The following is a 22,662-nucleotide window of genomic DNA, read 5'->3' on the forward strand; positions in this document are numbered from 1 at the left end:
GGGGCATACGATGTTGCCTATGACGCAAGACAATGGCGAGCTGGACAGCCTGGTACGCAAGCGCATCCGTGCCCTCCGCGTGGCCCAGGGCTGGTCCCTGGAGGAGCTGGCCACCCGTGCCCAGGTCAGCCAGTCCACGCTCAGCCGTATCGAGACCGGTCAGCGCCGTCTTGCCCTGGACCAGCTCGTCACCCTGGCCCGCGCCCTGGACACCTCCCTCGACCAACTGGTCGAGACCGCCACGGACGACGTCATCTCCAACCCGATGATCGACGCGTCCCACGGGCTGATGCGCTGGCCCATCAAGGCGGACCCCGGCATGACCGTCGTACGCCAGCGCATGACCGACCCGCCGCCCGACAACCCCGCGCGGATGCGCGCCCACCCGGGCCGCGAATGGCTCGTCGTCCTCTCCGGCACCGCGATCCTGCTCCTGGGCAACCGGCGTCTGCGGATCGAGACCAACCAGGCGGCGGAGTTCACCACGATGCTCCCGCACGCCATCGGCGCCGAGGGAGGACCGTGCGAGATCCTCGGCATCTTCGACCGCGATGCCCGTCGTGGCCACCAGCGCGTCGAGGACGCGGGGAAGGCGGACCGTCCGCCGCCGTCATTGTGACTGCGGCTGCGACCGTTTGCGTGTCCCGCAGCTCAGCCGGTCATCGTCTTGCGCATTCCGGAAGTCACCAGGTCACACGCGAACGGCCCGCCTAGCGTGGCCGCATGACCCACCCCTCCCCGCACACAGCGAGTCATGTCCACGAGGACGAGCACGGGCACGAGCACGACGCAGGCGACCACTCGGAGATCCTCGACCTGGACGCGGAAGTACTCGCCGAACACATCGCGTCCATCACCGCCTGGCTGCCCGTCGGGACCGGCCCCCGCCGCATCGTGGATCTGGGCTGCGGGACCGGAGCCGGCAGCCTCGCTCTGCTCGATCGCTTTCCCGGGGCAGAGGTGACGGCGGTCGACGTCTCGGCCGCCCACCTGCGGCGCCTGTCGGCGAAAGCAGACGCGGCCGGAGCGGGCGGCCGCCTGCGCATCGTGCAGGCCGACCTCGACGCGACGGCGTGGCCCGGCCTCGGCACCCCGGAGCTGGTCTGGGCATCGGCCTCCATGCACCACATGTCCGACCCCGACCGGACCCTGCGCCAGGTGCACGGCCTGCTGGCACCGGGCGGGCTGTTCGCCGTCGTCGAACTGGCCGGCTTCCCCCGGTTCCTGCCCGCGGGCGCCCCGGAAGAGGCTCCCGGCCTTGAGGAGCGCTGCCATGCCGCACTCGATCACCACCACGCCGAGCAGATACCTCACCGCGGCGCCGACTGGGGAACCAAGCTGACGGAAGCCGGCTTCACGGTCGAGGACGAACGCACGGTCGCGGTCGACATCGGCCCGGCCCACACGGACGCAGTGGGCCGCTACGCGCTCAGCAGTCTTCGCCGCATGCGCGCCAGGGTCGCGTCCGCCCTGACGTCCGAGGACCTGACCGCTCTCGACCGGCTCCTCGACACCGGCGGCCCGCACAGTGTCCTGCGCCGCACCGACCTCGGCGTGCGCACCGAGCGCACGGTGTGGGCGGCCCGCCGCACCTGACCCTTACTGTCCGTGGGGACGCGAGCGTTCTAGTCGGCCGGCCGGCGCACGTGGTCCGGTCGGAGGGCGCCGACGCGGTCGTATCCCTCGACGGCGACGGTCGTACCCGGCGCGATCTCCGTGAAGCCCGCGTCGCGCACCAACGGCAGCCCGCTCGTGGTGAGTTCGGCCCACCGGGCGGGATCGGCCGTGCGGACCGTGAGGGGGAAGCCCGCCTCGCGCCAGGCCGCACGGTCCTCGTCCGACAGCTCCCACCAGGCCAGTTGGGCACCGTGGCCCGCCTGGGCCATCGACTTGCCGGCCGACATCTCCAGGTCCGGGTTCATCCAGAGCACGGGCGCAGCCGGGTCGGCGTCCCCCGGCGGTTCCGGGTCGTCCAGGTCCGTGCCGGAGACCTGGAGACGTGCCAGGTCCTTGGGCCAGCCGTCGAGCGGGACCGGCGGGAAGACCCGGACCTCGGCCGACTTTCCGGTGACGGTGAGGCCGGGCAGCGCCTCCGCCCGCCGCCACTCGGCGCCGCGCGCCCGCCGGACGACCTTGCGGATCCGGGCGTCCTGCCAGTCCCGCATCGCCTGCGCCCACTCCCCGTCGCCCAGCGACCGCTCGTCGCTGAGCATCACCAGGACGGCACGTGCCGCCGTCTCCAGCGCGTCCGTACGCCCCGGCGGTTCGTTCCGCTCGATACGGACGACCAGGGGCAGCACGTACTGCGGTGCCTCGTCGCGGGCGGTCCGCTCGTGCCGGAAGGGGCTGTCCTGCGGGGTCTCCGCTGCGTCGGCACCGGAGGCGGTCGTCTGGTCGCTGCTCACGCCTTCCAGTCTGCCAGGCGGAAGATCGGTTCCTTTGACCAGTTCCCCTGGCCGGTTCCTCTGCTTCCTCCCCGCTCGCGCGAACGTCCGCGCGAGGATGGGGCGGATGAATCGCGAGTTGCTGCTGGAGGGCGTGAGCAGCAGCCAGAAGGTCACGGTCGCCCAGGCCCTGCTCGCCGAACCGGAACTTCTCGTCCTCGACGACCACCCGCCGAGGCTGATCAACCGTCGGGTTGATGGCCTTACCCGGAGCAGGCTGTGCGCTGTGCCTCCTGCCATTCGCAGACAGGGCACAGGGTGATGCCCCTGTAGGACTCCGGGTACTCGGTGGGTTTTTGGCAGAGTACGCACTCGGCGACGCCCTCCGGGGGGAGGTCGGTGGGTGATGTGCCGGTCGGTGGGGGCTGGGCGCGCAGTTCCCCGCGCCCCTTCGGGGGCGCGGGGTGTTCGGGGCCGTAACTGTCACTCATGGTTTCAGGGTAGGTCGGCCCCCTCACGCCGCGTCGAGGCGTGACTGCTCCTCCGCGGACAGCTTCAGTTCTGTCGCCGCGACCGAGTCGCGGATGGTTTCGGGGCGGGAGGAGCCCGGGATCGGGATGACGACCGGGGCCTTCGCGAGCATCCAGGCGAGGCAGACCTGCTGGGGGCTCACGCCGTGGGTCCGGGCCACGTCCGCGAACGCGGCGTACCGCGAACCCAGCGCGCCGGCGTTCGAGATGCCGCCCAGTGGGCTCCACGGCAGGAAGGCGATGCCGAGTTCCGCGCAGAGCTCCAACTCGGGCTCGCTGGAACGGAAGGCGGGCGAGAACTGGTTCTGCACGCTCACCAGCCGGCCGCCGAGGATCTCGTTGGCCAGCCGGATCCGGTCGGGGCCGGCGTTGGAGATACCTGCGAAGCGGATCTTGCCCGCGTCCAGCAGATCGCGGATCGCGCCGACCGACTCCTCGTAGGGGACGCGCGGGTCCGGCCGGTGGAACTGGTAGAGCCCGATGGCCTCGACGCCGAGCCGCTCAAGCGACGCGTCGCAGGCCTTCTTCAGGTACTCCGGCGAGCCGTTCAGCGTCCACGAACCGTCGCCGGGACGCAGATGACCGCCCTTGGTCGCGATCAGCACGTCCGAAGTGTCGCCGCCGTACTCGGCCACCGCGCGGGCGATGAGGGACTCGTTGTGACCGACCTCGTCGGCGTCCCGGTGATATGCGTCCGCGGTGTCGATCAGCGTCACGCCGGCCTCCAGCGCGGCGTGGACGGTCGCGACCGAACGCTGCTCGTCGGGGCGCCCCTCGATGGACATCGGCATACCGCCCAGACCGATAGCTCCGACCTGGACGTCACCGACGGTGCGTGTCTGCATGGAGGTTCCTCCTGGGGATTCATTCGGTACGCCCCAGCCTCCACCGTGACCTTTCAGCCGTCCAACAAGAGAATCCGATCGCTTTCAGCGGTGCCGGTGATGAATCCGGAGCCGGACTCGCCGGGGTTCGGCGCGTGCGGACTACCTTCGCCAGGGGCCCGTCACCGCGAACGTCGTCCCGGGGGTGTAGCAGTTCACGTACATCGTTCTGCCGTCGGGGGAGAACGTGACGCCCGCGAACTCGCCCCACTCCGGCGCCTCCGGCGTACCAATGGTCTGCCGGTTGCGGGCCATCGCGTACACCTCGCCGCGCCGCGTCACGCCGTACACGTGCTGTACGCCCCCGCCGTCCTCGCAGACCATCAGGCCGCCGCTGGGGGCGAGGCAGATGTTGTCGGGGGACTCGCCGGGCAGCTGTACGTCGGTGTCGGGGCCGAAGACGATCACCAGGGTGAGCCGGCGGGCGTCGGGGTCGTACCGCCAGATCTGGCCGAAGTGGTCCGCGGCCGAGCCGTCGCTGCTGTGCGCGAACGACGAGACGAAGTAGACGGACTTGCCGCCCCAGTAGCAGCCTTCCAGCTTCTGGGCGTGGGTGATGCCCTTGGGGCCGAAGTCCTGGAAGCGGATGGCGGTTCGGGCGGCGAGCGGGTCCGGGACGTCGACCCACTCGACGCGGTCGAAGGCCGCGCCCGTCTCCTGGATCGAGGAGAGGTCGGGGACGCCCGGTACGCGCATCGCCTGGAGCCGGCCGCCCGCGCGGAGCGAACCGCGGCCGCCCTCGGGCTTGTTGGGCAGGAAACGGTAGAAGAGACCGAAGGGCCTCTCGAAGGCGTCCTCGGTCTCGTAGACGATGCCGCGCTTCGGGTCGACGGCGATCGCCTCGTGCTGGAAGCGGCCCATCGCGGTGAGGGGGACCGCGCCCGTGCGGTGCGGATGCGCCGGGTCGACCTCGAAGATGAAACCGTGGTCCTTGGTGTAGCCGTTCGTGCCGGCCCTGTCCTCGGTCTCCTCGCAGGTGAGCCAGGTGCCCCAAGGGGTGGGCCCGCCCGCGCAGTTGACGGCCGTACCGGCGATCGCGACCCGCTCGTCGAGTACGTTTCCGCGGGAGTCGACCGTCAGCGACGTACAGCCGCCCTTGCCCATCGGGTCGTAGGTGAGACCCTCGACGGTCGGGACCGGGATGCGGGCGGTGTTGCGGTTCTCGTGGTTGCGGACCAGGTGGACAACACGGCGACCGTGTCTGTCGCCGGAGCCGGAGCCGGAGCCGGAGCCGGACCGCCCGGCGAACGCGGCCATGCCGTCGTGGTTGCTCGGCACCCGGCCCTCGCCGGAGCGCAGTTGGTCGCCCTCGCGGGAGAGCACCCGGTAGCGGAAACCCTCGGGCAGATCCAGCAGGCCGTCCGGGTCGGGGACCAGGGGGCCGTATCCGGTGTGGCCCAGCGCGGTGGCCGTGCCGGTGAAGAGCTCCGACATGGCTCCGGTGAACGCGATGCCCACTCCCAGGGCACCGGAGCGGGCGAGCACCTCGCGTCGTGTTGCGGGCATGCGAGAAACAGACATGGGAACAAACCTTCCTGTTGGCGGACAGGAGAATGTGACCCGCCTGTGTGTATCACGCAGCAACAGACCCGTGAACCACGCGCGTAGCGTGGCGTTCTCACGCGGCGTCAGATGACCCGGATGGCGGGGGAGTTGGGCCCTGGAGTTCGTTCGGCTGCTGTGCCCGCTCCAGGAAACGCAGCAGCTCCACCGGGAACGGCAGCACGAGCGTCGAGTTCTTCTCGGCGGCGACCGCCACCACGGTCTGCAGCAGCCGGAGTTGGAGCGCGGCGGGCTGCTCGGACATCACGCCGGCGGCCTCCGCCAGTTTCTTCGACGCCTGGAGTTCCGCGTCGGCGTTGATGATCCGCGCCCGGCGCTCACGGTCGGCCTCGGCCTGCCGGGCCATCGACCGTTTCATCGTCTCCGGCAGCGACACGTCCTTGATCTCGACGCGGTCGATGGACACGCCCCAGTCCACGGCCGGGCTGTCGATCATCAGCTCCAGGCCCTGGTTGAGCTTCTCGCGGTTCGACAGGAGGTCGTCGAGGTCGCTCTTGCCGATGATCGAGCGCAGTGACGTCTGCGCCATCTGCGAGACCGCGAAGCGGTAGTCCTCGACCCGGATGATCGCGTTCGACGCGTCGACCACCTTGAAGTAGACGACCGCGTCCACGCGCACCGTGACGTTGTCCCGGGTGATGCCCTCCTGCGCGGGCACGGGCATCGTCACGATCTGCATGTTCACCTTGTGCAGCCGGTCGACCCCGGGAACCACCAGCGTGAACCCCGGAGTGCGCGGCTCTCCGCGCAGGCGCCCGAGCCGAAGGACCACTCCGCGTTCGTACTGCTTGACGATCCGTGCCGCCGCCGCGACGTACACGACCCCGGCGGAGGCGACCGTCGCCGCCGCGATCAGGAGTTCCTCGACCATGACGCCCCCTGCCCTCCGCACCCTCTGCCGAACGATTCGCCGCTTATGTGGCTATTTCAACGATACGCCCGGGTTCCGGCAACGGAACGGCCCGGGGCTCGACAGAGCCCCGGGCCGTTCCTGCCTGCTCAGAGGGGCTACGGGGTCGTGACCTTCACGGGCTCCGTGCCCGTCGCGCTGTGCCGCTCGGCCCAGTTCTCCAGGGCCGTACGGCACGCGTGGTCCAGGTGGTGCAGCCCCGACAGGTCCAGCTCGACCGGCCGGTCCTGGGGCAGCGCCTCCAGGTTGTCGAGGATCTTCGGCAGCCGCAGGAAGGTGGCGTTGCCCGACAGGTACGCCTGCACGGGACCCGCCCCCTTGTCGATGACCTCCAGCTTGAGGTGCGAGGCCTCCCAGGCCGTCTTGGCGACCGCGAGGGCGAGCCCGATCAGGACGCCCTCGAACATGCTGATCGCGACGATCGACACGGCCGTGACGATCAGGATCAGCGCCTCGCCCCGGTGCTCGCGCCACAGCGACACGATCCCGCGCAGCGGAATCAGCTTCCAGCCCGCGTGCACCAGGATGCCCGCGAGGGCCGGCAGCGGAATGTAGGCGAGCACGGCGGGCAGCAGCGCCGCGAACAGCAGAAGCCACACACCGTGCATGACCCGGGACGCCTTCGTCCGCGCGCCCGCCTGCACGTTCGCCGAGCTGCGCACGATCACCGCGGTCATCGGCAGCGCGCCGAGCAGCCCGCAGACCGTGTTGCCCGCGCCCTGCGCCATCAGTTCCTTGTCGTACTCGGTACGCGGTCCGTCGTGCAGCCGGTCCACCGCGGCGGCGCTGAACAGCGACTCCGCCGAGGCGATCAGCACGAAGGCCATCACCGTGCCGAGCACGCCGACGCTCGCCAGTTCGCCGAGGGACTCGAAGCCCGGCAGCTGGATCGAGCCGAGCAGACCCTTCACCTCGACGGTCGCCACGGGCAGGCCGAACGCCGGCGTCACGAGTGTGGCCAGCGCGACCGCGCCGAGCGCCCCCGGCACCGTACGCACCTTCTTCGGCAGGTGCTTCCACAGCACCAGTACGGCGATGGTGCCGGCCCCGAGTCCGAACGAGGCCAGTGCCTCGGCGGACCCGGCGGAGTCGGCGACCAGTCCCGGCAGTCCGGCCAGCTTGCCCAGACCCGAGGCGGGTGCCTCCGCGCCCGCCACCGAGTAGAGCTGCCCGGCGATCAGTACGAGCCCGATCCCGGCCAGCATGCCCTCGACGACGGCCACCGAGATGGCCCGGAAGTAGCGCCCCAACTTCAGGGCGCCCATGGCGAGTTGGATGAGGCCGGTGGCCAGCACGATGACTCCGAGCACGGCCAGTCCGTACTCCTGCACCGCCTCGAAGACCAGCACGGTCAGACCCGCGGCAGGACCCGACACCTGCAGGCTGCTGCCGGGCAGCAGACCGGTGACGATGCCGCCCACGATGCCGGTGACCAGGCCGAGTTCGGCGGGCACGCCCGACGCCACCGCGACGCCCACGCACAACGGCAGGGCGACGAGGAAGACGACGAGCGAGGCGGCGAAGTCCTGCCGCAGATGGGGGAACTTCATTCGGTTGCTTGTACTCGTTCGGTTGCTTGTGGGGGTGCCCATCGCGTTGCTCACAGCCCCTTGAAGGTGTCGGTGTGCGCGTCGTGCTCCAGGACGGAGCCGGTGTGCACCTCGTAGAACCAGCCGTGCAGGCGGAGTTGACCACTCGTCAGACGCCGGGCCACGCACGGGTAGGAGCGCAGCCGCAGGAGCTGGGTGAGTACGTGGCTCTGCACGGCCTCGGTGACGGCCGGGTCCCCGACGGCGCCTTCGGGCCGGGGAGTGGAGTGCGCGAGCCAGTCGCGTACGGCGGGTACGGCGGTCAGGTCGTCGCCGCGTACCAGCGCGCCGACGGCACCGCAGTGGGAGTGGCCGCAGACGACGATGTCCGCGACCCCGAGCACCTCCACCGCGTACTCGATGGTGGCCGCCTCGCTGGTGGGCTGTGCGGAGGTGTGCGGGGGGACGATGTTGCCCGCCGTGCGCAGTTCGAAGAGTTCACCGGGCCGGGCTCCGGTGATCAGGGCCGGGACGACCCGGGAGTCGGAGCAGGTGATGAACAGGACCTGCGGGGACTGGCCTTCGGCGAGACGGGCGAACTCCTCCGGGCGGTCCTCGGACTGCTTGCGGAAGGAGCGTGCGTGATCGATGAGGGGCTGCATGTGTCAGTTCCTCCTGGCGCGCCACAGGGCGCGTCGGTGTACAAAACGGAGCGCATGCGGGTACGGCGACATGACCCCACGTCGACGCGCTCGGCGGACGTGGCGTGGTGAGGGTGGGTCAGGTCGGAGTCGCTTCGTGCCCGGTGGGGGTCGGGTCAGCAGCGGAACACTTGAAGTGCCGCCGCGGAATGGGCTGTCGACGATCTCGTCGTACGGTGGTGCACCGCCGGAGCGGCCAGGTGCGACGGGTCGTCGTGGTAGGTCGCGGGGTCCTTGCAGAGCAGTGGACGCGCGGGTGACTGCGGGACGTGGTCCGCGACGCGGATCCGGTCACGGGTCCGCAGGGGACCCGTCGGACTGCCCGGGTGCAGGGCCTCGCCACAGGTGACGAACTCGGCCTTGCTCTCGGGGCCCGTGACGGGTGCCGCGTGCGCGGAAGCGAACGCCGAAGCGGGGGCGGAGAGCTGCACGGCGAGCAGGACGGCGGCGAGAACGGTGAACAGGGTCCGGGCCGTCGTACCTCGTAACATGCGCCCCCTCCCGGCCGGCTTCAGGTCAAGTGCTCTCACGTCAACATGAACGTTAACGGGTGAAGTTGTTTGCAGGGTTAACTTAACGTTTCACCCTGAAGAGAGCCTGAAGTGGGCCGAAGAGCATCGGAAGCAGGCCGGAAACCGGCTGCGGAACGGCGGTTCGGTCAGCCTTTCACGAGGCCCTCGGCGTCCCTACGAGGTCCTTCGCGTCCCGTGCCAGCGCCGTGAGCCGGGAGATCGCGCGGAAGTACTTCTTGCGGTAGCCGCCGTTCAGCATCTCCTCGCTGAACAGCCGGTCGAAGGGCATCCCCGAGGCGAGTACCGGCACCTCGCGGTCGTACAGCCGGTCGGCGAGGACGACGAGCCGCAGCGCGGTCGACTGGTCCGGGACCGGCTGGACGTCGGTGAGGCAGACCGCCGTGACCCCGTCGGTCAGCGCGCCGTACCGGCTGGGGTGCACCCGGGCCAGGTGGTCCAGCAGATGCGGGAAGTCGTCGAGGGAGGCGCCCGGCGTCGCGTACGCGGCCTTCGTGACCTGCTCGTCGGAGTACGGGTCCGGGGCCTCGGGCAGTCCGCGGTGGCGGTAGTCCTCGCCGTCGATGCGCAGCGAGCGGAAGTGCGCCGACAGGCCCTGGATCTCGCGCAGGAAGTCGACCGAGGCGAAGCGGCCCTCGCCGAGCTTGCCCGGCAGCGTGTTGGAGGTCGCGGCGAGCGCCACGCCCGCCTCGACCAGCCGGCCGAGCAGGCTGGACACGAGGACGGTGTCGCCGGGGTCGTCGAGCTCGAACTCGTCGATGCAGAGCAGCCGGTGGCCGCTCAGCGTCTGCACGGTCTGCTGGAAGCCGAGGGCGCCGACCAGGTTCGTCAGCTCCACGAACGTGCCGAAGGCCTTGAGGGAGGGCTCGGCGGGGGTCGCGTGCCACAGGGAGGCGAGCAGGTGCGTCTTGCCGACGCCGTAGCCGCCGTCGAGGTAGACACCGCGGGGGCCGGCCGGGGCCTTCGCCGCCTTCTTGCCGAAGCCGAGGAAACCGCGCTTGCCGGAGCCGGCGGCCTGCGCCCCGCCGAGACCCGCCGCGAAGGCGTCCAGCACGTGGACGGCCTCGGTCTGGCTGGGCTGGTTCGGGTCCGGAATGTACGTATCGAAACGGACCGAGTCGAACCGCGGCGGCGGCACCATCTCGGCGACCAGCCGATCCGCCGGAACACGCGGCTCGCGAGCACACAGGGACGACGGGGCCGCATCGGCTATGGAACCGAGACCGGGGGCAGAGGGGGAGGTCGACACGGTTCCCCACTGTACGGGCCGTGCCAGACTGCACGGCATGCGACGCCTGTTCCCTGTGACCGATGAGACAGCAGCCCGGGACTCGGGTGGGGCCCCCGGTACGGCCGGTACGGAGGGGGCCGACCGCGAGTGGGCGCTGGAGGAGCTGGCGGCGGCGTACGCCTATCCGTCCGGCGCCGGCGCCGGACGGCCGGAGCCGTGGCTGCGGGCCAACATGGTGTCCACGCTCGACGGCGCCGCCCAGCACGACGGGCGTTCGCAGCCCATTTCCAGCGCTGCCGACATGCGGATCTTCGGTACGTTGCGGGGGCTCGCGGACGTGGTGGTGGTCGGTGCGGAAACGGTACGCCAGGAGGGTTACCGCCCGGCCCGCGCGCGGGAGGACTTCGCCGCGCTCCGGGAGGCGGCGGGGCAGGGCCCGGCCCCGGCGATCGCGGTGGTCAGCGCGAGCCTGGACCTGGACTTCTCGCTGCCGCTCTTCACCTCGCCCCTGGTCCCCACGCTCGTGCTCACGGGCGCCGCGGCCGCCCCCGACCGGATCGCCGCCGCCGAGAAGGCCGGCGCACAGGTCGTGACCGCCGGGGACGGCACGGGCGTGGACCCCGCCCGGGCCGTACGCGCGCTCGCCGAGCGGGGTCTGTACCGGCTCCTGACCGAGGGCGGGCCCCGGCTGCTCGGCCAGCTGGTCGCCGCCGGGGTGCTCGACGAGCTCTGTCTGACGGTGTCCCCGATGCTCACCGCGGGCGACGCCCAACGCATCGCAGGCGGCCCTCCGGTGGCCGTTCCGAGGCGCTTCGAGCTGACGTCTCTGCTGGAGGAGGCCGGGTTCCTGTTCAGCCGTTACCGTCGGACCTGACCAAATAGACGGAATCACCCGTTCCGTTTGACTTTCCCTGGGCACACTGAATCTCGCAGTACCCGTGCGGTTACGGGGCAGGATGGTTTCCGCAGGGGCCTACGGACGGCCCACGGATGAGAAGGGCGCCTGTCGTGTTCACAAGCGTACTGATGATCGAGAAGGCCCTGACGTCCGCGGACGTGGAGTTCGTCACCAGCTTGCACGGTGACGAGGACGTCGCTTTCCATGTGCTGCTCCAGCCCCGCGGCGACCAGGCGGACCGGCTGCTGCGGGCCATCGACGACGTGGCGCTCGGCGAGCTGGACGAAGCGGCGCGCGAGAACGAGACGCCCGAGGGCGAGGAGGCCGTCGGGCAGGGGCAGAAGGCCCTGGAGGTGTCGCTGGTGGCGTTGCGGGCGGCGGGGAGCGCGGCGGAGGGGCGGTTGATCGAGGATCATCCGCTGGATGCGTTGAAGGGGCTCGTGGACGAGATCGATGCGGATGAGGTCATCGTGCTGACCGATCCTCATTACGTGGAGGAGTTCTTCCATCGGGACTGGGCTTCGCGGGCTCGGCACAAGGTGGGGGTGCCGGTTTTGAAGCTGTTCTCGCACAGTAAGTCGTAGGTCGGGCTGTGGGGGGCTGAGTTTCGGGTGCGGGCGCGTGGGGGCTGGTCGCGCAGTTCCCCGCGCCCCTGAAGGGGCACGGGATGCCGCAGCCAATAAGCTGGGCGCGCTCACCGTCCTACCCGAGTCCTGGGAGTAACACGTATGGCACCCGGTCTTCCCACCGCCATGGACCGACCGCACTTCATCGGGATCGGCGGTGCCGGGATGTCGGGGATCGCGAAGATTCTCGCGCAGCGCGGGGCGGAGGTCGCGGGCAGTGACGCGAAGGAGTCCGCGACCGCCGAAGCCCTGCGCGCGCTGGGGGCGACGGTGCACATCGGCCACGCGGCCGGGCATCTCGCCGACGACGCGACCTGCGTGGTCGTGTCGTCCGCGATCCGCGCCGACAACCCGGAGCTGGCCCGCGCCGCCGAGCTGGGCATCCCGGTCGTCCACCGCTCGGACGCCCTCGCCCGCCTGATGGACGGCCTGCGGCCGATCGCGGTCGCGGGCACCCACGGCAAGACGACCACGACGTCGATGCTGGCCGTCTCCCTGTCGACCCTGGGCCTGAACCCCTCGTACGCGATCGGCGGCGACCTCGACGCCCCCGGCTCCAACGCCCTGCACGGCGAGGGCGAGATCTTCGTCGCCGAGGCCGACGAGTCGGACCGCAGCTTCCACAAGTACGCGCCCGAGGTGGCGATCGTGCTGAACGTGGAGCTGGACCACCACGCCAACTACGCCTCCATGGACGAGATCTACGAGTCCTTCGAGACGTTCGCGGACAAGATCGTGCCCGGCGGCACCCTGGTGATCACCGCGGACCACGAGGGCGCTCGGGAACTGACCCGGCGGCTGTCGGAGGACGTGAGGGTGGTGACGTACGGCGAGTCGGAGGACGCGGACGTGCGTGTGCTGTCCGTGGTCGCCCAGGGGCTGAAGAGCGAGGTGACCGTCGAGCTGGACGGCTCGCCGCTCACCTTCACGGTCTCGGTCCCGGGCCGTCACTACGCGCACAACGCGGTGGCGGCGCTGGCGGCGGGCGCGGCCCTCGGCATCCCGGCGGCGGAGCTGGCCCCGGCCATCGCCTCGTACACGGGTGTGAAGCGGCGGCTCCAGCTGAAGGGCGAGGCGGCGGGCGTGCAGGTCATCGACTCGTACGCGCACCACCCGACGGAGATGACCGCGGACCTGGAGGCGATGCGGGCGGCCGCCGGTGACGGCCGCATCCTGGTCGTCTTCCAGCCCCACCTGTTCTCCCGCACCCAGGAGCTGGGCAAGGAGATGGGCGACTCCCTGGCCCTGGCGGACGCCTCGGTCGTGCTGGACATCTACCCGGCCCGCGAGGACCCGATCCCGGGCGTCACGAGCGAGCTGATCATCGAGGCCGCCCGGGCCGCGGGCGCGGACGTGACGCCGGCGAAGGACAAGGCGGACGTGCCCTCGGTGGTGGCGGGAATGGCGAAGCCCGGTGATCTCGTTCTCACCATGGGCGCGGGTGACGTGACGGACCTCGGACCCGAGATCCTGGCCCGCCTGTCGAAGTAGCCGTACCTGTAGTGAGGGGTTGAGCTTCATGTCGTACGACATCGAAAAGCCGGACGAGCAGTGGCGCGCGGAGCTGAACCCGGCCGAGTACGCGGTGCTGCGCAAGGCCGGCACCGAGCCGGCGTTCACCGGCGAGTACACCGACACCAAGACGAAGGGCGTGTACTCCTGTCGCGCCTGCGGCGCCGAGCTCTTCACCTCCACCGAGAAGTTCGAGTCGCACTGCGGCTGGCCGTCCTTCTACGACCCGAAGGAGTCCGACGCGGTCGAGCTGATCGCCGACCGGTCGCACGGGATGGTGCGGACGGAGGTGCGGTGCGCCCGCTGCGGGTCGCATCTCGGGCACGTGTTCGAGGGTGAGGGGTATGCCACCCCGACCGACCAGCGGTACTGCATCAACAGCGTCTCGCTGCGGCTGACGCCGGACGAGGGCTGAGGCGGCAGGCTCGCCGACTGCTGACGACCGGGGGCGCCTGACGGGCGCCCCCGGTCGCGTCTGTGCGGGTCGGACGGGCGGTCAGGGGCCGGTGTGGATGTGGGAGGCCCAATCGTGGGGCTGGTAGCCCTTTTTGGTGTCTCGGAGGCGCCGGATCGCCGCGTGGACGGCGCGGGCCGGTTCCGTGCCGTGGACCAGCATCTCCCGGTAGGTGTCCTCGGCGATGGTGGCGGCTGCCGTGTCGCCGATCGGCCAGAGGGTGGAGATCACATGTGGGTAGCCCATCTGCTGGAATGCCGAGGACAAGTGGATGACCTCATCGGGCAGGTCGGTGCCGGGGCGACCGGTGCCGCAGGCCGACAGGTAGGCCAGGTACGCGTCCGGCGCCCGGATGCCCACCAGGTCGGCCACGGTCAGCGGGCCGTCGGCAAGATGCAGTCGGCTGGCCGACGGCTGGTCGGGGTTGCTGGTCGCGTGGCAGGCGAAGTGGGCCCAGTCGCTGTCGGCCATGGCGGCTTGGACGGCGGCGCGGCGTGCTTCGTCGTTGCGCAGCTCCCGCAGTCCGGTGAATCGCCGCCGGAGGCTTGAGATTTCCTGCTCGGCGGCCGGTAGTTCCGGGGCTCCGGGCAGTCGGGAGACGCAGACCGCCAGGGGCCGGACAGGTTCCCGGGCCGAGCCCGGCGCGGCCCGTCGGCGAGAGTGCTGCAGGGCACGCAGGGTGGGCGTGTAGGAGGGGACGGCGCGGTCGATGAGGGTGCGGCCGTCCGCGGCGGTGTGGTGGCCTGCGGCGTGCAGTGGGAGCAGCCCCATGGGCCCTGTCGGCATCAGCCACAGTCGGGGCAGCCGACTGCCTTCCGGTGGTACGGAGGCCAGGTCCAGGGCTGCCAGTACCGGCTCGGCCACCGTGTCCCACAGCCAGCCCAGGGTGCGGCTGACGAAGCGGGAGGCGGCCATGCGGTCGATGGTGTCGAAACGGTCACCGCCTCGCAGGATGTGCAGGGCTGTGATGAAGGCGCCGGCCTTCTCCTCGACAGCGGTTGCCGTCAGGTCGGTGAGCTGGACGGACGAAACGCCTTCCGCGGTGACGAGCAGGGCGTGGCACCCGTGCTGGTTGACGTTCACGGCGACCACGGGTCCGGCCTCGGCCACGTGTGACGGCACGACGGGTGGGCCGACGGTCCCGGCCGGTGCAGCGGACCGGGCGCCTGACGGATCGGCACGGACACCTTGGTCCAGGGCCTGGGCCAGCAGCACTCCGCGGCCTGCTTCGAGCACCTCGACGGCAGCGGCGGCATCTCCGGTGTGTCGTAGAACGCTGACTGCCGCGTGGGTCGCCAGGTGCGGATAGATCTTCAGGTTGGCTTCCAGGTCGCCCCGTTCCAGGGCGGCCCCGCCCAGCTCGGCGTAGGCCCGGACGGCGATCCCGTAGGCATCGGCGGCGTCCGCCCAGTCGCCGGCCTCTGCGGCCAGTCGGCCCCAGGCCCTGCCCGCGATGGCCCTGATGTGGGCCGTCGCGACGCTGCTGCGGCCGGCGTCGGAGAGCGAACGGACCGCCTGCACACGGTCGTCGGGGTCCTTTGTCGCCTGGAAGAGATCCTCCTGGGCTCTTCCCAGACTGCTCAGCCGGTTCGCCCGGAGGGGGCCTGGAGGCGTTTCGGTCACCGCCGTGCGGGCGAGGCGCACCGCCTCGCGGAGTGATTCCAGATCGCTGGTGCCGGGTGGAGCGGCCGAGGGGAACGTGAAGGTGCCGGTCCGCAGCAGTTCGGCGAACGCCTGCTCGCCGAACTGCGTGACCTGTGCCTCTGCGTCCTTGGCCCGGTGTTCCCAGCGCAGCAGCATGCTCAGGCTCGCCCTGGCCTCGGCCTGTCTCGTGCTGCCGGGGCGGCCCCCGGCGACCACGGTCCGCTGAAGCTCGACCGCGTCGGCCAGGTCGGTCGGCGCACCGCCGCGGGTGCGGGACCGGAGTTCGAGAGCGTGGGCCAGCGCGTCGGCCAGATTGAGGTGCGCGGGATGGCCGTCGTCGCTGACGGCCATCCCCTCGCGCAGCGTCTCGATCGCCTCCTCCAGGGCCGCGGTGCTGTCGTGCCGCTGGAAGTACCGAATGAGTCCCACACCGAGTGTGCACAGATACCTGACGCGCACCGGTTCGCGCAGCGGGGTGTCCCGGATCGCGGCGCGTATCAGGTCGATCGACTCCTGCAGATGCGCGCTGTCATCCGTCAGGTCGTAGAGATCTCCCAACGTCATGGCGAGGCTGGCTCGAAGGTGCGGATCGTCCGACCTGGTCCTGCGGAACAGGGCGATCGCTCGCCGAAGTGTGTCCTGGTCGGGTTCCGTGACGCTGCGTTGGCGCAGCACGTCACCGAGAGTCCTCAACCGCTCGGCGTTGTCCGGCGCGGCGGCCAGAGCCTCTTCGGCCAGGTGCTGGGCGCGGTCCAGGCCGTCGCGATCGGGCCGGCCCTCCTGGCACCACAGGAGATTGCGGGCGAGGCGCTCCTGGTACTTGGGACAGTCGTCCGGATCCGTGCGCGCGGCCAGTTCCAGGGCGCGCTCGGCGGCATCGACGGCGTCATCGAGGTCCGCGTCACTGGCGGTGCGCTCACCCCGCATCGCCAGGCTGGAGGCGAGCAGGCTGATTGCCTGGAGCCGGCCCGGTGCCTCCGGGGCGTCCTTCGCGGCCCGCTGCTCGGTGCGGCGCCAGGCGTCGATCGACCGGCTGAGGTCGTCGACGGTGCCGTGGGCGCTCAGGTAACGGGACGACCATGCCAGTGCCCGGAACGTTCCGACGACCACCTGGACGTCCGGCCGGACGTTCGGTGTTCCGTCGAGTTCTTCGGTCATGTGGATGAGCGCGTCGAGGGCCGCGGGCTCGGCCCGCTCGACCACCCGTTCCCGTAGCTGTGTCATGAACCGGAGGTGGACGCGGACCCGCATGGTGTCCGGTCGCGTCAGATTGTCGACGGCGACGAGGAGCAGCACCACGGTGTCGCGCAGGCGTTCGGGGCTGACGAGGCCGAGAGCGTCTCCGAGGGCGTCGGCTGCCGGGCCGCTCAGCTCCTGGCCGGGGCGAAGGTGGAGTTCGAGGTTGCGCAACGCCATCCCGGCGACGGCCCGGTCGGCGGCGGTGCGGTTCTGCTTGTGCACCGCCGCGCGCAGATTCTCGATGAGCTGAGGCAGCGTCGGGTTCGGCATCCTGTTCTCTCATCCCGTGGGGCACTGTCCGGCGAGGTCGGTCCCGTGCGGTCAGCCGTCGTCGCACTCCAGCACCTGGCGCAGCGGGCCGGGTATCTGAAAGGGCAGAGGTGCCTCGGCCGGGGCCCTGCGGGACAGATCCAGCAAGGGGCGGAAGCAGCGCAGGGCGCTGCTCAGGTCGTCGGCGGCGGGCTCGCCCGCCGCCGCCAGGCACGTGTGGCGTGCCCAGTACAACATCCCGCAGATCTGGTGGACCATGCCGTCGACATGGGTGTTCGGTCCCATCAGCGCCTGCGCTTCCGCCAGTGCCTCACGGTCGAGCACCAGCGACGGGTCGCCGTTCTGAGTGAACTGGTAGCAGCGTTCGATGATCGCGGGCACCAGGCGCATCCATACCAGGCCGGGTAGTTCCGGCACCTCAGGAGCCTTGTCGAGCCGGCGCAGCCAGTAGTGCTCGTCGCCGACGGCGCGTCCCTTGCGGTAGCGCTCGAGACGCCGGGCCAGCGACCGCCTGCGGAAGGCGGTGCGTGGCCCGGTGACGCGGGTCCGCAGGGCGAGACCCGAGAGGAATGCTTCCTCCGGTACCTCGTCGGCGTCGGGGGGAATGAACTTCATCGCCTCGGCGACGGCGTCCGCGGCCCACAGCCATCTCTCGTGGATGACTCGCCTGAACGGGCGGCTGCCGGGAATCCGCGGGAGCCGGCCGGCGCTGTACGCATGGTCGAGGGCGACGGTCAGCCAGCAGCCGGCATCGATGAGCTGCGACGGCTCCGGCCCCCCGAAGCGGGAGAGCCGGCCGCGGCGGGCGGATTCGTCTTCGGCAGGCTTGCCGAAGACGAACAGTCGGGAGTGCTGGCATTGCGGGCACTGGCCGTGCCACTCGGTCGCTCCGTGCGGCCCGAGCGGAATGTCGTCGATCCGCTCGGGCCGGAATTCGTGATGGCCGCAAGCACAGGGGTTGAACATGATGTACGAGTCGGCCTCGGACCGAGTCCGCGCGATCGGCAGCGCCATGAGCCCAGACTAGGGGCAAGTGCCCCTTGTCCAGCGCCAGTTGGCCCATCTTGATCCGCGACGCAGGATAGGTTCACAGCATGGTGGATCCCTCCGGCCACGTGGCCGACCTGTGTGCGCACCTGGACCTGCTGCGCCGGTTCGCACCCCGAGAGGCGGAGCAGCTGGTCTCCGACGCGCTGGCCGGACATGACGTCGGCCAAGAGCTGGCCGACTTGCTGCTGCGCCTGGAGATACCCGAGACGGCCGACGCCGACCGGAGCAGCCCGGTCGGTCCCGCGCTGGTCGGCGGGTTCGGCCGTCACTCGGCTCACGAGGTGTTCCGGTGTCCCGGCGGCCGGTGTTCCCGTGCCCATGCCCGGCTGCCGGCGGCGCCCGCTCCGGTGTGCCACCTGCAGGGCTCCCCACTCCGCCTCACACGGGACTGACCGTGGATGTGTTCCTGGCGGAGGTCGGCCGACGGGTGGCCGAGAAATGGCTGTCGCTGCTGACTCTGCCGGGCCTTCTCCTCGTGGCCGCCGCAACGGTCGGACACACACTCGGCCACCGCGGCTGGGGAGACATCGGCAAGCTGGTCGACACGAGCCGGCGTCACGCCGCCGACCTGTCCCGTGCGGGCGCGCTGACCACCGTCCTGGTCGCGGTCACCATGGTGCTGCTGGCCACCGGGGCCGGCCTGGCCGCGACCGCAGCGGGTCACGCCGTGCGACGGCTGTGGCTGGCCGAAGGCCAGTACCCGCTCGGTGGCTTCCTGATCAGGCGACGACGTGCCCGCTGGCGCACGGCGCACGAGACCTACGCGGCGCGCAGCGAGGCCGCCGGCCGTCAGGATGCCCGCGTACTGGGTGAGTTGGACCGGCTGGCCGCGCTGCGCAACCGCATCTGCCTCGCGGAGCCCAGCCGCCCGACGTGGATCGGGGACCGGCTCGCCGCCATGGACACCCGCGTCCACAGCGCGTACGCGCTGGACCTCGGGACCGCGTGGCCCCGGCTGTGGCTGACGGTGCCGGAGGAGACCAGGGTCGAGGTGCGTCTCGCCGCCACGGCCTTCGACACGACAGCCCGGCTCGCGGGGTGGGGACTGATGTACGTCCTGCTCGGCTTGTTCTGGTGGCCTGCGGCAGTGGGGGGAGTGGCCGTCTGGCTCACGGCCTGGCGTCGTGGGCGGGCCGCCGTCGCCGTCTACGCCGACCTGGTGGAGTCCGTCGTGGACCTCCACGCCCACCCGCTGGCCCAAGCACTCGGATTCACCGACGAGCCCGGCCCGATGACGCCGGACCTGGGTGCCGTCGTCACCTCGGCGATACGCAAGGGCGCATGACCGTCCGGTACCGGCGTGGGCGCGGGCCGGGATCGCCATTCGCACCTGCGCAACTGGCCGGCACGGCTGCGGATCACGACGGTGCATGAAGCGCTGCGGCTGAAACGACAAGGCCGAACCGTGTGCGTCGTCGAAGCCCCCTGCCGGCCGGCTGCTGAGTAGGCTTCGGGCATGCGGATCTCCGTCTCCTCCGACATGGACGAACCCGTCGCCCGTGCCCTGCTCGAAGAGTTGCGCGGGCGTGGCCACGAGGTGCTGGCGCACGGGGCGTTGAGCCCCGGGGACGACCCTCAATGGGCGGTGTGCTCGGAGACGGCGGCCCGTCAGGTCGCCGCCGGGGACGCGGACCAGGCGGTCGTGTGCTGCTGGACCGGCACCGGCGCGTCGATCGCCGCGAACAAGGTGCCCGGCGTGCGGGCCGCCCTGTGCACGGACGCGTACACCGCCCAGGGCGCGCGGCGGTGGAACGACGCCAATGTGCTGGCGCTCAGTCTTCGGCTGACGTCCGAGCCGCTTCTCAAGGAGATCCTCGACGCGTGGTTCGCCGCGGAGGCCAGTGAGGACGCCGAGGACCGGGGGAACGTGGCCCACGTCGGGCGGCTCGATCTCGGAAGAGGCGAGTCGCAGCCTCCCGTAGGCGCGTAGGCGCGTAGGCGCGTAGGCCGCCTGGTTCGAGGTCCGTGGCCGGGTGGCGGCGTCCGGTGCGGATCACAGCACCTTGCGGTGCACCAGGATCGACAGGACCAGCGCGCCCGGCAGCAGGGGCACCCAGACCGTCAGGACGCGGTAGCCGATGACGGTCGCCGCGGCGATGCCGACCGGTGCGCCGAACGCGACCATGGTGAACACCAGGGCCGCGTCGACCGGCCCGATGCCGCCGGGCGCGGGCACGGCTCCGACCGCCGTACTGGCGAGGAGCAGCGCCAGGATCACCTGCGCCCAGGACAGCGGCAGCCCGAGAGAGAACCCGACCGTGGCGATCACGCTCCCCTGGATCAGCGGGGTCGCGGCCGAACCGCCCCAGAGGGCGAGGATCCGGGCCGGCATGGTGTGCAGCACCCGGACGTCGGTCAGGGCGGTGCGTACGCAGTCGATGGCCGGGCGGCGCAGCGGACGCACAGTGGTCACGAGCAGGGCGGCCGAGCCGAAGCCGAGGGTCACGGCGCCGGCGACCAGGAGCATGGTGCGTACGTCCGGGACGAGTTCACCGAGGTGCAGCAACTCCGGGAAGACCACCATGAAGACCAGCAGTACCAGCGTCTTCGCGATCGGCTTGACCAGCGAGTACAGGGCGAGCGAGGCGGTGGCCCTGGCCAGGGGGATGCCGCGGCCCTGCAGGAAGCGCAGGGTGACGGCGTGGGCGCCGATGCTCGCCGGGAGTACGTGGTTCGCGGTACCCGCGGCGACCTGGGAGGCCAGCAGCAGTCCGGGCGGCAGCCGGTCCGGTATGGCGCCCTGCCGTACGCACGCGGCGGCCACCCAGCTCAGACAGGTGAACAGGGCCGCGGCCAGCAGCCACCACGGGTCGGCGGAGGCCAGCCGGGCGGCGCCGTCCCGGACGGCACGCCAGTCCAGCACCGCCCACGCTCCGATCAGCAGGATCGGGAGCAGGCTCAGCGTCCAGCGGGTCAGGCGCGCGGCGGCCGAGAAACGGGAACGGGAGGGCGAGGGTGAAGGGGACGGGGCGGGCGTGGGGAGCGCCCGGGGGACGGTGGTGTCGAGCGGCAGCAGGGACACGGCGCACGTCGTCCTTCCGCGTCACACCCGCGCGGGGAGCGGGGCGGACGGATACAAGGCGAGGCAGGAGGGGACGTCCGAAACGTGCCCGCTCGGTGTGACGTCATGGTGTCCGGAAGCCGAAGGAGCGCGGGCGAGCGGGCGACGCGGGCCACTTTGGACGGAGCGCGGACGGGTGGGGCGACGCGGGCCACCGTGGACGGAGCGCAGGCAGTGCGGAGTGCGTGCCGAGGGGCGACCTGCGGGCGTGCGACCCGGTCACCGGTCCCGGCGCCCGTCCGTTCCCGCCATGACGGCCTGGTGGCCGCGGCGGCCGAGTTCGCGCATCACGGTGCTTGCGCGCCGGCGCGGCGGGGCATCCTGAGACGTCATCAGGCCGGGCGGGGCGGCGCCCGGTTCCGATGCGGCCCCGATCCGGCGCGGCCCAGCCCACTTCAGCCCAGCTGACCATCCGGCCCAGTCGCCCCAGCCGACCAGCCATCCCCGCCGGCTCAGCCGGACCGGGCCCAGCCCTGCCAGTCCAGGCGACCAGCCATCTCCGCCGGACCAGCCATCTCCGCCGGACCGGCCATTCACGCCGGAACGGCCATCTTCGCAAGCCCAGCCAGACCGGCCATTCTCGCCAGCCCAGCCCAGCCCAGCCCAGCCCAGCCCAGCCCGACCGGTCATTCCCGCCGGACCAGCCAGCCCAGCCAGCCCCCGGCCGGTTCCTACGAGAGAGGGTGCTCACACCCGCCCGGTTGGGTGTCCTGTTCCGTTGTTCTGGGATGAGGTGGCTATCAACTGGTCTATCAGTGCGATCAGTACGTCCCGGCACGACTCCCGGTCCCGGGCGTCGCAGAGGAGTACGTGGGTGTGTTCGGGCAGGGCCAGGGCGTCCCGGATCTCCTCCGCGGCGTACGGATGCTCGCCGTGGAAGCCGTTGACGCCGACGACGAACGGGATGTCGCGCCGCTCGAAGAAGTCGATGGCGGCGAAGCTGGACTCCGGGCGGCGGACGTCGACGAGGACGACGGCGCCCAGGGCACCGATGGCCAGGTCGTTCCACATGAACCAGAACCGCTGCTGCCCCGGCGTACCGAAGAGATACAGCACGAGTTCCTGGCTGAGCGTGATCCGGCCGAAGTCCAGGGCCACCGTCGTGGCGTGCTTCTCCGGGATGCCGTTGAGGTCGTCGACGCCCAGGCCGGCCGAGGTCAGCGGTTCCTCCGTGCGCAGCGGCACGATCTCGCTGACCGCGCCCACCATGGTGGTCTTGCCGACGCCGAATCCCCCGGCGATCAGGATCTTGACCGTGTCGGGTGCTGAGGTCCCCTGGATGACGGGGTCAGAGCCGGCCAAGGCCGTCCCTCACTTTCTGCAGCAGGTCCATGTCCGAGGTTCGGGAGATCTGGCGTGGGGCGTGGGCGACGATCCGGCCCGCCTCCAGCAGGTCGCAGAGCATGATGCAGACCACGCTGACCGGCAGGTCGAGCTGGGCGGCGAGCTCCGCGACCACGACCGGCTTCGCACACAGCCGCAGGATCCGCGCATGCTCGGGCTGCGGCCGCGCGGCCCGGTCGGGCGGCGGGTCCACCGTGGTGACCGACGTGATGAGGGTGAAGTCGGTGCGGCTGGGCCGGGTGCGGCCGCCGGTCAGCGTGAACGGCCGCACCAGACGGCCGCTCGCGTCGCCTCCGTTCACT

General features: G+C 71.2%; 24 protein-coding genes. 10 read left to right on the forward strand and 14 right to left on the reverse strand.

Translation table 11 applies throughout. The features are described from left to right. Positions 1–19 precede the first annotated feature (19 nt). Together ACFWXQ_RS09560 and ACFWXQ_RS09565 are read left to right on the forward strand one after the other, a co-directional pair. Complete coding sequence (locus ACFWXQ_RS09560) at positions 20–619, forward strand: helix-turn-helix domain-containing protein (protein ID WP_383937812.1); 600 nt, start codon at positions 20–22, stop codon at positions 617–619. A gap of 104 nt (positions 620–723) precedes the next feature. Then, complete coding sequence (locus ACFWXQ_RS09565; RefSeq protein ID WP_383937810.1) at positions 724–1,596, forward strand: class I SAM-dependent methyltransferase; 873 nt, start codon at positions 724–726, stop codon at positions 1,594–1,596. Positions 1,597–1,625: 29 nt separating this feature from the next. Here ACFWXQ_RS09565 and ACFWXQ_RS09570 read toward each other — a convergent pair whose 3' ends face one another. After that, positions 1,626–2,405 (reverse strand): peptidyl-tRNA hydrolase, encoded by a 780-nt coding sequence (locus ACFWXQ_RS09570; RefSeq protein ID WP_383937808.1) that lies wholly within the window; start codon positions 2,403–2,405, stop codon positions 1,626–1,628. A gap of 106 nt (positions 2,406–2,511) precedes the next feature. On the opposite strand from ACFWXQ_RS09570, the gene ACFWXQ_RS09575 reads away from it, so the two are divergent. Beyond that, a complete protein-coding gene (locus tag ACFWXQ_RS09575) occupies positions 2,512–2,706 on the forward strand; it encodes a hypothetical protein (RefSeq protein ID WP_383937821.1) in 195 nt (64 codons plus the stop codon). Here ACFWXQ_RS09575 and ACFWXQ_RS09580 read toward each other — a convergent pair. The 8 genes from ACFWXQ_RS09580 to zapE form a co-directional block, all read right to left on the reverse strand. Continuing rightward, the gene (locus ACFWXQ_RS09580) at positions 2,648–2,875 is read right to left on the reverse strand and encodes a hypothetical protein (RefSeq protein WP_383937806.1); all 228 of its coding nucleotides are present in this window, start codon (positions 2,873–2,875) and stop codon (positions 2,648–2,650) included. The two genes, ACFWXQ_RS09575 and ACFWXQ_RS09580, sit on opposite strands and share 59 nt — an antisense overlap. Before the next feature lie 23 nt (positions 2,876–2,898). Next, complete coding sequence (locus tag ACFWXQ_RS09585) at positions 2,899–3,759, reverse strand: aldo/keto reductase (protein ID WP_383937804.1); 861 nt, start codon at positions 3,757–3,759, stop codon at positions 2,899–2,901. A 141-nt stretch (positions 3,760–3,900) separates the two neighbouring features. Further along, positions 3,901–5,319, reverse strand: coding sequence for a PhoX family protein (locus tag ACFWXQ_RS09590; protein ID WP_383937802.1), 1,419 nt, complete (start codon positions 5,317–5,319; stop codon positions 3,901–3,903). A gap of 97 nt (positions 5,320–5,416) precedes the next feature. Beyond that, positions 5,417–6,232: a slipin family protein gene (locus ACFWXQ_RS09595; RefSeq protein ID WP_383937800.1), complete on the reverse strand. Its 816-nt coding sequence runs from the start codon at positions 6,230–6,232 to the stop codon at positions 5,417–5,419. 137 nt (positions 6,233–6,369) lie between these two features. Further along, a complete protein-coding gene (locus tag ACFWXQ_RS09600; protein ID WP_383937798.1) occupies positions 6,370–7,821 on the reverse strand; it encodes a SulP family inorganic anion transporter in 1,452 nt (483 codons plus the stop codon). A gap of 50 nt (positions 7,822–7,871) precedes the next feature. Continuing rightward, complete coding sequence (locus ACFWXQ_RS09605) at positions 7,872–8,462, reverse strand: carbonic anhydrase (protein WP_383937796.1); 591 nt, start codon at positions 8,460–8,462, stop codon at positions 7,872–7,874. 155 nt (positions 8,463–8,617) lie between these two features. Further along, positions 8,618–8,992, reverse strand: coding sequence for a hypothetical protein (locus tag ACFWXQ_RS09610; RefSeq protein ID WP_383937794.1), 375 nt, complete (start codon positions 8,990–8,992; stop codon positions 8,618–8,620). Between the two features lie 175 nt (positions 8,993–9,167). Further along, positions 9,168–10,280, reverse strand: a complete 1,113-nt coding sequence (gene zapE, locus ACFWXQ_RS09615; protein ID WP_383937792.1) for a cell division protein ZapE — start codon at positions 10,278–10,280, stop codon at positions 9,168–9,170. Between the two features lie 37 nt (positions 10,281–10,317). On the opposite strand from zapE, the gene ACFWXQ_RS09620 reads away from it, so the two are divergent. From ACFWXQ_RS09620 to msrB, 4 genes are all read left to right on the forward strand, one after another. Further along, complete coding sequence (locus ACFWXQ_RS09620; protein ID WP_383937790.1) at positions 10,318–11,136, forward strand: pyrimidine reductase family protein; 819 nt, start codon at positions 10,318–10,320, stop codon at positions 11,134–11,136. Between the two features lie 134 nt (positions 11,137–11,270). Then, entirely contained in the window at positions 11,271–11,744 is a 474-nt protein-coding gene (locus ACFWXQ_RS09625; RefSeq protein ID WP_190226942.1) for an indole-3-glycerol phosphate synthase, read from the forward strand. A gap of 144 nt (positions 11,745–11,888) precedes the next feature. Continuing rightward, complete coding sequence (gene murC / locus ACFWXQ_RS09630) at positions 11,889–13,277, forward strand: UDP-N-acetylmuramate--L-alanine ligase (RefSeq protein WP_383937788.1); 1,389 nt, start codon at positions 11,889–11,891, stop codon at positions 13,275–13,277. Positions 13,278–13,305: 28 nt separating this feature from the next. Continuing rightward, on the forward strand, positions 13,306–13,713 hold the full coding sequence (msrB, locus tag ACFWXQ_RS09635; RefSeq protein ID WP_143638495.1) for a peptide-methionine (R)-S-oxide reductase MsrB: 408 nt from the start codon (positions 13,306–13,308) through the stop codon (positions 13,711–13,713). An 81-nt stretch (positions 13,714–13,794) separates the two neighbouring features. On the opposite strand, the gene ACFWXQ_RS09640 is transcribed toward msrB, so the two are convergent. Together ACFWXQ_RS09640 and ACFWXQ_RS09645 are read right to left on the reverse strand one after the other, a co-directional pair. Beyond that, positions 13,795–16,905, reverse strand: coding sequence for a CHAT domain-containing protein (locus ACFWXQ_RS09640; RefSeq protein WP_383937785.1), 3,111 nt, complete (start codon positions 16,903–16,905; stop codon positions 13,795–13,797). Positions 16,906–16,956: 51 nt separating this feature from the next. Next, a complete protein-coding gene (locus tag ACFWXQ_RS09645) occupies positions 16,957–17,919 on the reverse strand; it encodes a hypothetical protein (RefSeq protein ID WP_386267906.1) in 963 nt (320 codons plus the stop codon). An 80-nt stretch (positions 17,920–17,999) separates the two neighbouring features. Between ACFWXQ_RS09645 and ACFWXQ_RS09650 the strand changes: the two genes are divergently transcribed. From ACFWXQ_RS09650 to ACFWXQ_RS09660, 3 genes are all read left to right on the forward strand, one after another. Further along, positions 18,000–18,347 (forward strand): hypothetical protein, encoded by a 348-nt coding sequence (locus tag ACFWXQ_RS09650; RefSeq protein WP_383937782.1) that lies wholly within the window; start codon positions 18,000–18,002, stop codon positions 18,345–18,347. Between the two features lie 2 nt (positions 18,348–18,349). Beyond that, the gene (locus ACFWXQ_RS09655; RefSeq protein WP_383937780.1) at positions 18,350–19,240 is read left to right on the forward strand and encodes a hypothetical protein; all 891 of its coding nucleotides are present in this window, start codon (positions 18,350–18,352) and stop codon (positions 19,238–19,240) included. 171 nt (positions 19,241–19,411) lie between these two features. Then, entirely contained in the window at positions 19,412–19,885 is a 474-nt protein-coding gene (locus ACFWXQ_RS09660; RefSeq protein WP_383937778.1) for an RpiB/LacA/LacB family sugar-phosphate isomerase, read from the forward strand. A gap of 63 nt (positions 19,886–19,948) precedes the next feature. On the opposite strand, the gene ACFWXQ_RS09665 is transcribed toward ACFWXQ_RS09660, so the two are convergent. From ACFWXQ_RS09665 to ACFWXQ_RS09675, 3 genes are all read right to left on the reverse strand, one after another. Further along, positions 19,949–20,977, reverse strand: coding sequence for a YbhN family protein (locus tag ACFWXQ_RS09665; protein WP_383937776.1), 1,029 nt, complete (start codon positions 20,975–20,977; stop codon positions 19,949–19,951). 726 nt (positions 20,978–21,703) lie between these two features. Further along, on the reverse strand, positions 21,704–22,318 hold the full coding sequence (locus ACFWXQ_RS09670; RefSeq protein WP_383937774.1) for an ATP/GTP-binding protein: 615 nt from the start codon (positions 22,316–22,318) through the stop codon (positions 21,704–21,706). Continuing rightward, complete coding sequence (locus tag ACFWXQ_RS09675; protein WP_189841317.1) at positions 22,305–22,661, reverse strand: DUF742 domain-containing protein; 357 nt, start codon at positions 22,659–22,661, stop codon at positions 22,305–22,307. Before ACFWXQ_RS09675 ends, ACFWXQ_RS09670 begins: the two co-directional genes overlap by 14 nt. Position 22,662: the final 1 nt, after the last annotated feature.

It is taken from the genome of Streptomyces sp. NPDC058697 (assembly GCF_042715345.1).
Lineage (GTDB): Bacteria > Actinomycetota > Actinomycetes > Streptomycetales > Streptomycetaceae > Streptomyces > Streptomyces liliifuscus.